Source organism: Pseudomonas sp. L13, assembly GCF_009935965.1.
GTDB lineage: Bacteria > Pseudomonadota > Gammaproteobacteria > Pseudomonadales > Pseudomonadaceae > Aquipseudomonas > Aquipseudomonas lactis.
The window spans coordinates 79,838-92,749 of the sequence record NZ_QODJ01000009.1 but is presented as its reverse complement, the minus strand read 5'-3'; the positions used below and the strand labels follow the sequence as shown (position 1 = coordinate 92,749).

Here is a 12,912-nt window from a genome sequence, read left to right as displayed (position 1 = left end):
GTCAGATTTTTCCCTGAGCCGCACCGCTGTCCAATGGACAAACCCCACCTCTGCCACTATGGTTCCTGCCTTGAACGCGCCGTCCACCTTCATAACGCCGGGCAAGAGCCATCCCATGAGCAAATACAACCAGATCTATACGGATCTGCTTGCCAGCATCACCACCGAACGCTTGCAACGCGGTACGCGCCTTCCCTCCGAAACCGAACTGATGGACGCCTACCAGGCCAGCCGTGGCACCGTGCGGCGCGCCATCGAGCAGTTGCAGGAACGTGGCTTTGCACAAAAAATCCACGGCAAGGGCACCTTTGTGTTGTCGCCCAACCCGATCGAGTTCCAACTGGGCGGCATCGTCAGCTTCCACGAGACCCACGCCGACCTGGGTGATGACGTACGTACCGACGTGGTCGAGTTCAGCCAGATCCCGTTGGAAGGCTCACTGCTGCAGCACATCGAGGCCGAACCCGGCACACTGATCACGCGCATCAAACGGGTGCGCCGCATCGGCGGCAAACGAGTGATCCTGGACATCAACCACTTCATCAGCGACCTGATTCCCGGCCTGGACCGCGACATCGCCGAGCAGTCGATCTACGCGTTTATCGAGCAAACGCTGCAGCTGCAGATCAGCTACGCGCAACGCACCATCGAAGCCTTGCCGCGCAGCAAGGACGACCAGGCGCATCTGGATCTGGAGGGGCAAAGCCATGTGATTGTGGTGAGCAACCAGACGTTTTTGCAGGATGGAAGGCAGTTCGAGTACACCGAGTCGCGGCATACGTTGGATAAGTTTTACTTTTCGGATGTGGCGCGGCGGTGAAACCTACCCAAAGGATTGGGGGGCATGGGGCGTCGGATCCGTCCCCCCTTAATCGATGGTGTAACCCCGCCGCTGATCAAACTCTTGATATTTGCGGGAGATCGCAGGATCGTCCGAACGCCCCTCGATCGTATCCGTAGTCACCAAGCCATTCAGGCCCCGGACGGAATGAATAGCGGCCTCCCATGCGTCAGGCTCAACGGGCGGCTCAATAAAGTCTTTTAAGTACGCATCCAGAATGCCCTTATCAGGCGTCTCGATTTCTTGACTCAAGGCAGACAGATAGGCCGACTTATCCGTGCGGCCCCAATTGATCGAGAATCCTGCGCGATGACAGAGGACTGAATGAACCACCAGCATCGTTCTTCCATTGCCATCGAGGAATGGATGCCCGTAAGCGAAAAAACCCATCACCAGGCCGGGTGATTTTTTAAGCACAGCCTTGTTCTGCCCCAAACGAAGCCCTTCTTCAACGGCTCTCTTGGTCTCGTACGGAAGACAAAAACAGGTGCCCGCTTTGGAGATCGCCAAGTCAGGAGAAGTCGTCATCCGGTCACTGCCTGCCCACGGATAAAGATCACCAAACAGAAGTGCGTGGACCTTTAAAAAATCGCGATACGTGATCGTGCTTTTCTTCGCTAAATAGGCCATCGCGTCAGCAAGGTTCGCCGTAAACAGATCATGTTCTAGTTGCTTGACGATATTGAGGTCTTTTTCACCCACAACGTTTCTGAGATAGCCCTTCGCGTCAAAGTCCTTGAATGGATCAAACACGCTGCTTTTCCCTCAAGTAGTTGGTAAGCAGGTGAACCGCTTCCAGACCGGTGACTTTTTTCTCTTTCTTGAGCGCGATGACCAAGTTCTCTATGACGTCAGTCTGAACATCGTCTCCCGCCAACCGAGAAACATTTTCTGCCCACTCATCTGCGTACGTCCGGATGTAAGCGACCTGGCATGCGTCCGCCAGATCCATCACGTAACGCCGTAGTCCAGATTTAGGAATGATCAAGGCCCCCGTTTTCGGATGACGCCGGACCGAGCTTTTCGGTTTACGGGAAGAGGCGAGTTCATTGACATAAACCACTGACCGTCCACCCAGCGATAACTTGCGTCGAATTCGGCGGCTACCCTTTATGCAAATCCGTGCATCTTTTGACGCGACCAAACGCCCGGCGCCGGATTTGGCGACCTGCACCGAAGCACTCACGCCCAGCCGTTGCAATACCTCAACGGCGAGCGTTTCAAGGTCAGCGACAGGAGTCACAACGCCTGTATCGGGGTGACGATAAGCTTTGGCGTAGATGCCAATGCCCATGCGGACGATCACGCCTTTGCGCATTAGCTCATCCAACGCGACAGAAACCTGTGAATGCCCGCCAAGCGTTGCGATATCCATACGCAGGATCACGTTTCCCAGCATGCCATCAATGGCACTCTGCATACGCTCTTCCAGCTTCATGAACAGACCTCCATGATCACGACCGCTCACAGTGAGCAATGGCATCAGCGTGTTAATTCGATCAGAAACAATACGGTAGCTTTGCTTCATTTCGATTATGGTCAAGCTCAGGAAATTCTCCAACCCTTCCCGGCTTGAAGTAGAGTTTGTACGGGTTCCCATTGGAAAGAAAGCACCGTGAGTATCCCCCAAAAATGGCGTGAACAATTCCCCCATGCGCTGATTGAACAACAGGCCATTGGTGAATCGCGCGCTGACGTCTTTCGCCTGCGCCAGGACGGTGGCACGGATCTGTTCGTGAAGTCCGAGCCCCTCGAGGAACACGGTGAGTTGGCAGACGAAATTGATCGGCTTAGGTGGCTGCAGCACATGGGTCTGCCGGCGCCTGCGGTCTTGGATGATGTTAAGGAGTCACACCGCCATTGGCTGCTAATGACCGCCGTACCGGGGCGGGACCTGGCCAGCACCAACGAGCTTCCTGCCGGACAAATCATTCACATCCTGGCGACCGCGCTACGTGCTTTACATCAGTTACCGGTGGCCCTCTGCCCCTTCGATCATTCACTTGAGCTGCGCATTGCACGCGCGCAGCAACACGTCATCGCCGGCCTCGTGGACGAGACAGACTTCGACGACGAGCGACTGGGGCAAAGCGCTGAGAATGCGTTTGCCGAGCTGGTGGCGACTCAGCCAAAGACTCATGATTTGGTAGTGACCCATGGCGACGCTTGCCTGCCGAACTTCATGGCAGCAGAGGGTTGCTTCAGCGGCTTCATCGACTGTGGACGCCTGGGGGTCAGCGATCGGTTTCAAGACCTTGCCCTGGCAGCACGAAGTATTGAAAGCAACCTGGGGCAGGAATGGGTGAAGCCATTTTTCGAGGTTTATGGCGTTGAGCCCGATGAGCAGTGTTTGAAGTTCTATTGTCTGCTGGATGAGTTTTTCTGACGCTGAGCGTACCGCTGCCCCCCTGTTCAAGCCTGTAATGCCGCCACCTAAGGACACAAAGTAACCCTATGGCGAGGGCGCTTGCTCCCGCTGGGGCGCGAAGCGGCCCCTCTTCTGCTGGCGAAGCAGCTTGTTACCGTTGAGTTACGCAGCGACCTGACAAACAGATTCAACCTTTCGTAGAATGCCGCCGTGGCTATGGAACACCTTCCTTCTAACCTCCTATGACCTAGGGGTTTCGCTCTCCACACTGCGCCTGCTTCTAGCAGGCGTTTTTACTTCAACTGCAACGCGAGCACGACGGCGGCCAAGGGAGAAAATCTAGTATGAATCAGGGGTTGTTCCTGCGTCGCCGTAGCAAAGTTCACGTCCCCAGCGGCACTGGCGGTGCCACGCGTGCTCAGGTCGCGTCGGCGGTCCGGGAAGTCGCGGCGTTCCGATGTGTACTGTCAGAATCGCTGATTGAGCAAATCGCTAAGCTGTCAGCAACAGAACTCAAGTACTGGCTGCGCGAAATTATCGGCGTTCTTCGGCGGGAAACTGGCGCTCATGTACATCACAAGCCGTTCTACCCTGACTTTCCAGAGCAGGTCCTGACGGCCTCAGAGGCGCAGTTGTACCTTAACGCAGTCAGTCACTACTTCACGCTATTACGTTTACCACCCACCGAACACGCTCGACCTGCGATGCTTGAAGGCAACTTCATATCCCGCGTTATCGAACCGGGAAGCGTATCTGAGTTCGAGTCACTCCTCGAACCGCTGATTTCATCACGCACCTCGCTCTCCGAACAGGAAACTGCCGACGTCATCTGGTTTATTCGAAAGTATCAAAGCGATGTGTTCCGACTGCTGCCTGAGTCCGTGCCGTTTCGGGAGATATGTGCACTGGTTGGCGGTGCACTTATCCTGCACGTAGCCGGCGATACGCAGGTGGATGCATTCCTGGAACGAAACGTCGAAACGGCGACAGACGTGCTACGGCTCGCTGTTGCGCTAAGTGGAGGAGACGTGTCACTGACGACAGCTTCGACACGTTTCAAGCCGATGAAGCGCTCAATGCGTCGCCTGCTATTGCGCCTGCTCGACAAAACACCCAACACTACAGAAGACGTGATGCGGAATGCTGAGAGGTGGAAACGCCTGGCTGAAGTAATGCATCCGGGCGACTACGCCGATAAGTACCCACAAGCGCTGGCGGCCATAACCGCAGCACGTCGCAACGAAACGTCAGGCTCATTTGGATCACAAGTCGAACCATTACTTGCCCAGCGTGACATCGCCATGCTTACGCCCATTCTACAAAATCGTCCTGGCGAGTTCGCACGACGGCTGGACGTGACCCTTCGGCGTGCAACGGAGCCAGAATCGGTCCTTGACGCGTTCGAGTCGGTTGCGGCACAAGTGTCCTCACCTGTTCTGCTGCAGTTGCTGGCTCAAGTACGCGCTCCTCGCCCACTTCCCCTGCGAGCATTTATACCCAAAGGCGCACTCGCCAAAGTCTACGCCATCAAGGATCGACGCGAACCTCTAGCCTCCAATGTGTTGGCTCGTGCTGCCAAAATCTGTGAGGACGCTCTCGTAACGCGTTTTGCGTCACTGCCGCCGCTAGGTCGTTGTTTTATCGATCCAGTACTACGCGATTACAGGGTACCGCTGGCGCAGCGCGCCTCATCGAAATCCCTGCGCACACTGGTGCGAGGCAGTCGGCTGCCTATACCTGACACCCGCTTCATTCGCCTGTTCCTGTGGTGGAAGAACGGGCATGGGCGCACGGATATCGACTTGTCCGCTGCATTTTTCGACGCCAACTTCGTGTTCATAGAAACGGTTGCCTATTACAACCTGAAGAGTTTCGGTGGTTACCACAGCGGCGACATCGTCGACGCGCCCGATGGGGCTTCGGAGTTCATCGACCTCGACCTAGATGTTCTCGTCGAGAAGGGTATTCGCTACGTTGTTACCTCTATCAACTCATACACCGAGCAGCCTTACTGCGATCTTCCAGAATGCTTCGCTGGCTGGATGGCTCGTGCCGACACGGGGTCAGGTGAAGTATTCGAGCCGAGCTCCGTGTTTGACCGTATCGATATCACATCCAACACAACGATCTGCCTGCCATTCGTAATGGACTTGCAAGAGCGGCGCATAATTTGGGCCGATCTGGGACTCACATCATCACCGAGGTGGAACAACGTCGAGAACAACCTCAGCGGAGTATCCTTGATGCTGCGGGCTTTAATACATACACCAAGGCCGGATTTGGAGACGCTATTCGACTTACATGCTCTAGCGCGGGGAGAACGCGTAGCCTCACCGCAGTTGGCACAGGCGGTGTTTGCGCCTGATCAAGGGATAACACCGTTCGATACGGATTTGATTCGATCACAGTTTCTCTAATATCTATGCCAGAATTTGCCAACGCAAAAAAGCCAAAAGCCCGCAATTACGCGGGCTCCAGGATATTTCATACTAGATCGTGCCGGTCAATGCCGGACGCCAATCACTCCCACTCAATCGTCGCCGGCGGCTTGCTCGACACGTCATAAGTAACGCGCGAAATACCTTCGATCTCATTGATAATCCGGCCGCTGACCGTCTCCAGCAGTTCGTAAGGCAGGTGTGCCCAACGCGCTGTCATGAAGTCGATAGTCTCTACGGCGCGCAGTGCAACAACCCATGCGTAACGACGACCATCGCCTACAACGCCAACCGATTTCACCGGCTGGAACACCACGAATGCCTGGCTGACCTTGTGGTACCAGTCGGCCTTGCGCAGTTCTTCGATGAAGATGTGGTCGGCGCGACGCAGCAGGTCGGCGTATTCCTTTTTCACTTCACCCAGGATACGCACGCCCAGGCCCGGGCCTGGGAATGGGTGGCGGTAGACCATGTCGTACGGCAGGCCCAGTTCCAGGCCCAGACGGCGGACTTCGTCCTTGAACAGTTCGCGCAGCGGTTCTACCAGCTTGAGGTTCATTTCCTCAGGCAGGCCGCCCACGTTGTGGTGGGACTTGATCACGTGGGCCTTGCCGCTCTTGGCGCCGGCCGACTCGATCACGTCGGGGTAGATGGTGCCCTGGGCGAGGTACTTGATGTTGTCCAGTTTGGTGGACTCGGCATCGAATACGTCGATGAAGGTGCGGCCGATGATCTTGCGCTTCTTCTCCGGGTCGGACTCGCCGGCCAGGTTGTTGAGGAACTGGTCCTCAGCGTTGGCGCGGATCACCTTGACGCCCATGTTCTCGGCGAACATGGCCATCACTTGCTCGCCTTCGTGCAGGCGCAGCAGGCCGTTGTCGACAAACACGCAGGTCAGCTGGTCGCCGATGGCCTTGTGCAGCAAGGCCGCCACAACCGAGGAGTCAACGCCGCCGGACAGGCCGAGCAGCACGTTGTCGGTGCCGACCTGGGCGCGCACTTGGGCGATGGCGTCTTCAGCGATTTTCGACGGGGTCCACAGGGCTTCACACTCGCAGATGTCGAGGATGAAGCGCGACAGGATGCGCCCGCCTTGCTTGGTGTGGGTCACTTCCGGATGGAACTGCACGCCGTAGTAGCGACGCTCGTCGCTGAACATGCCAGCGATCGGGCAGCTTGGGGTGCTGGCCAGGATGTGGAAGTCTTCCGGCATTTTGGTGACCTTGTCACCGTGGCTCATCCACACGTCGAGGCCGAACAAGCCGTCGGCGTCGATGTGGTCTTCGATGCCGTCCAGCAGGCGGCTCTTGCCGACCACGTCCACACGGGCATAACCGAATTCACGCAGCTCGGAACCTTCAACCTTGCCGCCCAGTTGCTCGGCCATGGTCTGCATGCCGTAGCAGATGCCGAATACCGGCACGCCCAGGTCGAATACCGCTTGCGGGCAGCGCGGGCTGTTGGCTTCGTGAACGGACTCGGGGCCACCGGCGAGAATGACGCCTTTGGGTGCGAATTCGCGGATCGCTTCATCGTCCATGTCGAACGGGTGCAGTTCGCAGTACACGCCGATTTCACGCACGCGGCGGGCGATCAGCTGGGTGTACTGGGAACCAAAGTCGAGGATCAGGATGCGGTGGGCGTGAATGTCGAGGGCCATGAAGTCAGTCTCGTCTAATGAATCAGAAACAACTCGGGGCTGAAGAACAGCCCCGGTTACTTAACATTTTGCTGGAAGGCTCAACCTACGCGGTAGTTTGGCGCTTCCTTGGTGATCTGCACGTCGTGGACATGGGATTCAGCCATGCCGGCGCCGGTGATCCGCACGAACTCTGGCTTGGTGCGCATTTCTTCGATGTTGGCGCTGCCGGTGTAACCCATCGAGGAACGCAGGCCGCCCATCAGTTGGTGGATGATCGCGCTCAGGGTGCCTTTGTACGGCACACGACCTTCGATGCCTTCCGGTACGAGCTTCTCGGCGCCTGCCGAAGAGTCCTGGAAGTAGCGGTCGGAAGAGCCTTGCGCCTGGGACATGGCGCCCAGCGAACCCATGCCACGGTAAGCCTTGTACGAACGGCCCTGGAACAGTTCGATCTCGCCTGGCGCTTCTTCGGTACCGGCAAACATCGAGCCCATCATCACGCAGGAGGCACCGGCAACGATGGCCTTGGACAGGTCACCGGAGAAACGGATGCCGCCGTCGGCGATCAACGGTACGCCGGTGCCTTCAAGGGCAGCGGCGACGTTGGCAATGGCGCTGATCTGCGGCACCCCCACACCGGCGACGATACGCGTGGTGCAGATGGAACCAGGGCCGATACCGACCTTGACCGCGTCGGCGCCCGCTTCGGCCAGGGCCTTGGCGGCAGCGCCGGTGGCGATGTTGCCGCCGATCACCTGCACGTCAGGGAAGTTCTGCTTGACCCAACGCACGCGGTCGATCACGCCTTTGGAGTGGCCGTGGGCAGTGTCGACCACCACCACGTCAACACCGGCAGCGACCAGGGCCGAGACGCGGTCACCGGTGTCTTTACCGGTACCGACCGCAGCACCAACGCGCAGACGACCTTGGTCATCCTTGCTGGCCAGCGGGTAAGCCTTGGCTTTTTCGATGTCGTTGACGGTCATCATGCCTTTGAGGGCGAATTTGTCGTCGACGATCAGCACGCGCTCGATGCGGTGCTTGTGCAGCAGTTCGCGCACATCGTTCTTGTCGGCGCCTTCCTTAACAGTGACGAGGCGCTCTTTAGGCGTCATCACTTCACGGACGGTGACTTCAAGGCGGTTCTCGAAACGCACGTCACGGGAAGTGACGATGCCGACCAGGTCGCCATCGTGCAGCACCGGGACGCCGGAGATGTTGTGCATGCGCGTGAGTTCGAACAGGTCACGCACGGTGGCGTCGGCTTCGATGGTGATCGGATCTTTCACCACACCGGCTTCGTAACGCTTGACCTTGCGCACTTCGGCAGCTTGCTGCTCGATGGTCATGTTCTTGTGGATGATGCCGATGCCGCCTTCCTGAGCCATGGCAATGGCCAGACGGGCTTCGGTGACGGTGTCCATGGCAGCGGAAACCAGGGGAATATTCAGCTCGATGCCACGGGTTAGGCGGGTCTTGAGACTGACTTCGTTAGGAAGCACCTCGGAATAACCGGGCACTAGGAGAATGTCGTCGAATGTCAGAGCTTCTTGGCTGATACGCAGCATCGCGGGGGCTCCCGAGCGGGAAAATGGAAGCGCGCCATTATATACATGCACCCTGCCGGGCTCAATGTAAAACTCTGACAAACTTGGTAATACTGATAGATGGAGAAAACCTGCCGCTTTTGCGTAGGAGCGAGCTTGCTCGCGAAGAACGCCAGGGCACCGCGTAAAACCCGGCAACCCGCGTTATCGTTGACGATTTTCGCGAGCAAGCTCGCTCCTACAGTTCGACTTTGACCCAGCTCATTTTTTGATCGAGCCAATCGGCAAACTCGTCGATAAAGCTCTGCTTGAAGCCCGCCTCCGCCCAGTTGTTGAAGATAAAACCCAGGTTGGAAAACCCGCACTCCTGCAGGAATAGAAAGCCGTTGATGTCGTCTTCATGCCCACACAGCGGGCAGGTGAAGTTATCGGTGTGGCCGGGCATCCAGTCTTCCAGGCTTTCAAACAGCGCCTCGCCGACTTCCTTGAGGCACTCCGGGCAGCCAGCTTCTTCGAGAAAGCCCTTGGCCGGGGTATAGATGCAACGCTTGTAGATGATCTCCAAGCCATTGACCGGCTCGTTGAACGGCAACGCCTCGGGATGCAGCACCACGGCGCGGGCGCCATCGGCCAGGGCGTAGCCCATGCGGTTGCCGGTGCGGCCGCAAGTGGTGAGCTCTTCCTTGATGATGTTCTTGCGCACCAGCCAGCGCACGATTGCCCGGGCGCGGGGTTCGTGGACCGGCAAGGTGGAGATTTTCGGGACAAGGATGCTTTGGGAGTTCATGGGAGTCCTGCGGTGTGGCTACTGGCGCCATCGCGGGCAAGCCCGGCTCCCACATTGGAATGCGATCAACTGTGGGAGCCGGGCTTGCCCGCGATGACGCCCGGGAGGACGGCAGCTTAATCCCTGAAAAAATCAGGTCAAGTACTCAAATACCGCCCGATCAACGCAATACCGCTGGCCAATACCAGCCAGGTCACCAACCGCACGAACGCCTCACGGGACAGCCGCATCGTCAGCCTGCGCCCACACCACAACCCCAGGGCCATCGCCGGCAACAGACAAACCGCCAACATCAATAACGGCCAATCGGCATACACCCCGGCAATCAGGAACAGACTCAAACGCACCACCGTGCTGCAACTGATCAGCGCACTTTGCGTGGCCCGCGCTGCGTCCTTGGGCAAACGGCTGTTCAGATAGATCGCATATAAAAAGCCGCCACTGCCAAATAGCGCACCAAACAGGCCACCCACAGTGCCCATGGGCATCGACCAGCCCGCCGCCAGCTGAGTCGGCCGTGCTTTCACCGCCAGGCTGTAGATCGCGTAGGCGCTGATAAACAGCCCCATCAACAGCAGCAACAGGTCCGAATGCAGGTTGAGCAAAAACACCACGCCCAGGGTGCAGCCGATGGCCATGCAGGGCAGCAACCGCAACAGTTCTGGCTTGTTCACATCGCGCCGCGTGTGCAGCAGGCCGCCAAACGCCGCGACAAAGTCCAGAAGCACCAGCAACGGGATAATCTTCGACAGCGGGATGAATAGAATCAGGATCGGCCCCGCCACCAGCGCGGTGCCGAACCCGGCAATGCCGAACACGATGTAAGCCACCGTCACGCCCAGGCCGATCACCAGCCAATCAACACCGCCGAACGACCACTGGCTCATCAACTCAACCGGGCCCATGACTTGTTCCTTCTAGTGAGATGCCGTTCACTTTAGCCATCGACGAGTGTTGCGACTAATATCTTCAAAGCTCGCCACCCATCTCAAAAAGGCATGACTTGTGATCTCCACTCGCCAACTGCGTTATTTCGTCGAAATCGCCGACAGCGGAAGCTTCAGTGCCGCCGCCGAACGCCTGTTCGTGGCGCAATCGGCGTTGAGCCGGCAGATCAAGGAGCTGGAATCCCACCTGCAAACCCCGCTGTTCGAACGCACTGCACGCCAGCCACGGCTGACGGCCGCCGGCGAAGCCTTCTACCCACGGGCGCGCAACCTGCTGAGTGAGTTGCTCAAGGCCAGCGACCTGGCGACGCAAGTGGGCCAGGGCCAACTCGGCACTCTGCGCCTGAGCCACTCGAGCACCGTGCCGATGAGCGGCGCGTTACTGCAAGGCATCAGCACGTGGCTGGAGCGCTGTCCCGGTGTGTCGATGGATATCGTCAAGCTCTCCTCCGAAGCCCAACTGGAGGAAATCGCCGAGGGGCGACTGGACGTCGGCCTGCTGCGGTTGCCGGTGTTGCATCAGCGCGAAGGCGTGCGCGTGGTGCCGTTGTACACCGAGCCGTTGGCGCTGGCAGTGCCGACGGATCACCCGTTGGCACGTGGCAACGCAGCGGTCGAATTAATGCAACTCAAGGACGAGGCGTTTATTTCGATCCCCCACCCTCAGCGCGGCGGGCTGAGTTATCTGTCAGCCGAATTGTGCATGCGTGCAGGTTTTTTCCCCAAGGCGGCGCGGGTGATGTCGCGCAAAACCACGCAGTTGCAATTGATCCAGGCCGGTTTCGGTATTGCCTTGTTACCAAAATCCATGCAGGACATCGCCCCGCCCAACGTGCACTTTCTGCCCCTGGCCGACCCGGACTGCCACAGCACCGTAGCCCTGGCCTGTGCGCAAGCGCCGAACACGCTGGTGGAGCAATTCTGTCAAACCCTGCACGAATGCCTATAAACTGCCGCCCATGATTAAAGATCCTTTTGCCCGTTTGGGCCTGGACCGCGAAGTCCTGACTGTCAGCCAGCTCAACGGCCGTGCGCGGGTGTTGCTGGAAGACGTATTCACCAATATCTGGGTGGAAGGCGAGATCTCCAACCTCGCCCGCCCGGCTTCCGGCCATGTGTATTTCACGCTCAAGGACAGTGGCGCCCAGGTGCGTTGCGCACTGTTTCGCAATAACGCGGCGCGGGTGCGGCAGGCGTTGAAGGACGGCCTGGCGGTGAAGGTGCGCGGCAAGGTCTCGTTGTTCGAGGGCCGTGGCGATTACCAACTGATCCTCGACACCGTGGAGCCGGCCGGCGACGGTGCGCTGCGCCTGGCCTTTGATGCCTTGAAGGAAAAACTCAGCGCCGAAGGCCTGTTCAGTGCCGAACGCAAAGTGGCGCTGCCGGTGCATCCCCGGCGCATCGGCATTATCAGCTCGCCCACCGGCGCGGTGATTCGCGACATCATCAGCGTGTTCCGCCGCCGCGCGCCGAGCGTTGAACTGACCCTGATCCCTACCGCCGTGCAAGGCCGCGAAGCAATCGCGCAGATTGTGCGGGCGCTGAAACTCGCCGACGCACGCGGTTTCGACGCGCTGATCCTGGCCCGTGGCGGCGGCTCCCTGGAAGACTTGTGGTGTTTCAACGAAGAGGCCGTGGCCCGCGCAATCGATGCCTGTGTTACCCCCATCGTCAGTGCCGTTGGCCATGAGACCGATGTGTCCATCAGCGACTTCGTGGCGGACGTCCGCGCCCCTACGCCCTCCGCCGCCGCTGAGTTGCTGGCCCCGGACGCCAGCCACCTGGTGCGCCAGGTAGAAAACTTGCAGCGCCGCCTGGTGATGCTGATGCGCAACCGCCTGAGCCACAGCCGCCTGCGCCTGGAAGGCATGGCCCGCCGCCTGCGCCACCCTGGTGAGCGCTTGCGCCAGCAGGCCCAGCGCCTGGATGACCTGGACATGCGCTTGCGTCGTGCGTTTGAGCGCAGCCTCAATACCCGTCGCGAGCGCCTGATTCGCCTGGAAACCCGCCTCGCCGGCCAGCACCCGGGCCGTCAACTGGCACTCTTGCGCCAGCGCCTGGACAGCCTCGCCGAACGCCTGCCCCGCGCCATGCGCGAAGGTCTCAAGGCTCGGCGCCTGCAACTGCAGAGTCAGGTGCAGACGTTGCAGGTGGTCAGCCCGCTGGCAACCCTGGGCCGTGGCTACAGCATCCTGTTGGACGAGCGCGGCCAGGCGATTCGCAATGCTGCTCAAACCCACACCGGCCAGCGCCTCACCGCGCGTCTGGGTGAAGGCCAATTGCAAGTGCGGGTGGAAGACAACCACCTGACACCCGTCACCCTTTCATTATTGGATTGATCG

At 58.8% G+C, this 12,912-nt stretch carries 11 protein-coding genes; 5 read left to right on the top strand and 6 right to left on the bottom strand.

Annotation, left to right across the window (positions count from 1 at the left end; translation table 11 throughout):
* The first annotated feature begins 115 nt into the window (after nt 1-115).
* Nucleotides 116-820, top strand: coding sequence for a trehalose operon repressor (gene treR / locus DK871_RS08025; protein ID WP_161904608.1), 705 nt, complete (start codon nt 116-118; stop codon nt 818-820).
* A 48-nt stretch (nt 821-868) separates the two neighbouring features.
* On the opposite strand, the gene DK871_RS08020 is transcribed toward treR, so the two are convergent.
* Both DK871_RS08020 and DK871_RS08015 read right to left on the bottom strand, forming a co-directional pair.
* Complete coding sequence (locus DK871_RS08020; RefSeq protein WP_161904607.1) at nt 869-1,594, bottom strand: Fic family protein; 726 nt, start codon at nt 1,592-1,594, stop codon at nt 869-871.
* Nucleotides 1,587-2,384, bottom strand: a complete 798-nt coding sequence (locus DK871_RS08015) for a hypothetical protein (RefSeq protein ID WP_161904606.1) — start codon at nt 2,382-2,384, stop codon at nt 1,587-1,589. The genes DK871_RS08020 and DK871_RS08015 overlap by 8 nt, the downstream gene beginning before the upstream one ends.
* A 72-nt stretch (nt 2,385-2,456) precedes the next feature.
* On the opposite strand from DK871_RS08015, the gene DK871_RS08010 reads away from it, so the two are divergent.
* Nucleotides 2,457-3,227, top strand: a complete 771-nt coding sequence (locus DK871_RS08010) for an APH(3')-II family aminoglycoside O-phosphotransferase (protein WP_161904605.1) — start codon at nt 2,457-2,459, stop codon at nt 3,225-3,227.
* Between the two features lie 326 nt (nt 3,228-3,553).
* On the top strand, nt 3,554-5,626 hold the full coding sequence (locus DK871_RS08005; protein WP_161904604.1) for a TerD family protein: 2,073 nt from the start codon (nt 3,554-3,556) through the stop codon (nt 5,624-5,626).
* Nucleotides 5,627-5,729: 103 nt separating this feature from the next.
* On the opposite strand, the gene guaA is transcribed toward DK871_RS08005, so the two are convergent.
* The 4 genes from guaA to DK871_RS07985 form a co-directional block, all read right to left on the bottom strand.
* On the bottom strand, nt 5,730-7,307 hold the full coding sequence (gene guaA, locus DK871_RS08000) for a glutamine-hydrolyzing GMP synthase (RefSeq protein WP_003193997.1): 1,578 nt from the start codon (nt 7,305-7,307) through the stop codon (nt 5,730-5,732).
* An 80-nt stretch (nt 7,308-7,387) separates the two neighbouring features.
* Entirely contained in the window at nt 7,388-8,857 is a 1,470-nt protein-coding gene (gene guaB, locus DK871_RS07995; RefSeq protein ID WP_003193998.1) for an IMP dehydrogenase, read from the bottom strand.
* A 217-nt stretch (nt 8,858-9,074) separates the two neighbouring features.
* Nucleotides 9,075-9,623 (bottom strand): hypothetical protein, encoded by a 549-nt coding sequence (locus tag DK871_RS07990; protein ID WP_005791157.1) that lies wholly within the window; start codon nt 9,621-9,623, stop codon nt 9,075-9,077.
* 137 nt (nt 9,624-9,760) lie between these two features.
* On the bottom strand, nt 9,761-10,528 hold the full coding sequence (locus DK871_RS07985; protein WP_161904603.1) for a sulfite exporter TauE/SafE family protein: 768 nt from the start codon (nt 10,526-10,528) through the stop codon (nt 9,761-9,763).
* Nucleotides 10,529-10,628: 100 nt separating this feature from the next.
* Here DK871_RS07985 and DK871_RS07980 point away from each other — a divergent pair, with 100 nt between their 5' ends.
* Nucleotides 10,629-11,519 (top strand): LysR family transcriptional regulator, encoded by an 891-nt coding sequence (locus DK871_RS07980; RefSeq protein WP_161904602.1) that lies wholly within the window; start codon nt 10,629-10,631, stop codon nt 11,517-11,519.
* A gap of 10 nt (nt 11,520-11,529) precedes the next feature.
* Nucleotides 11,530-12,909: an exodeoxyribonuclease VII large subunit gene (gene xseA / locus DK871_RS07975; protein ID WP_161904601.1), complete on the top strand. Its 1,380-nt coding sequence runs from the start codon at nt 11,530-11,532 to the stop codon at nt 12,907-12,909.
* Nucleotides 12,910-12,912: the final 3 nt, after the last annotated feature.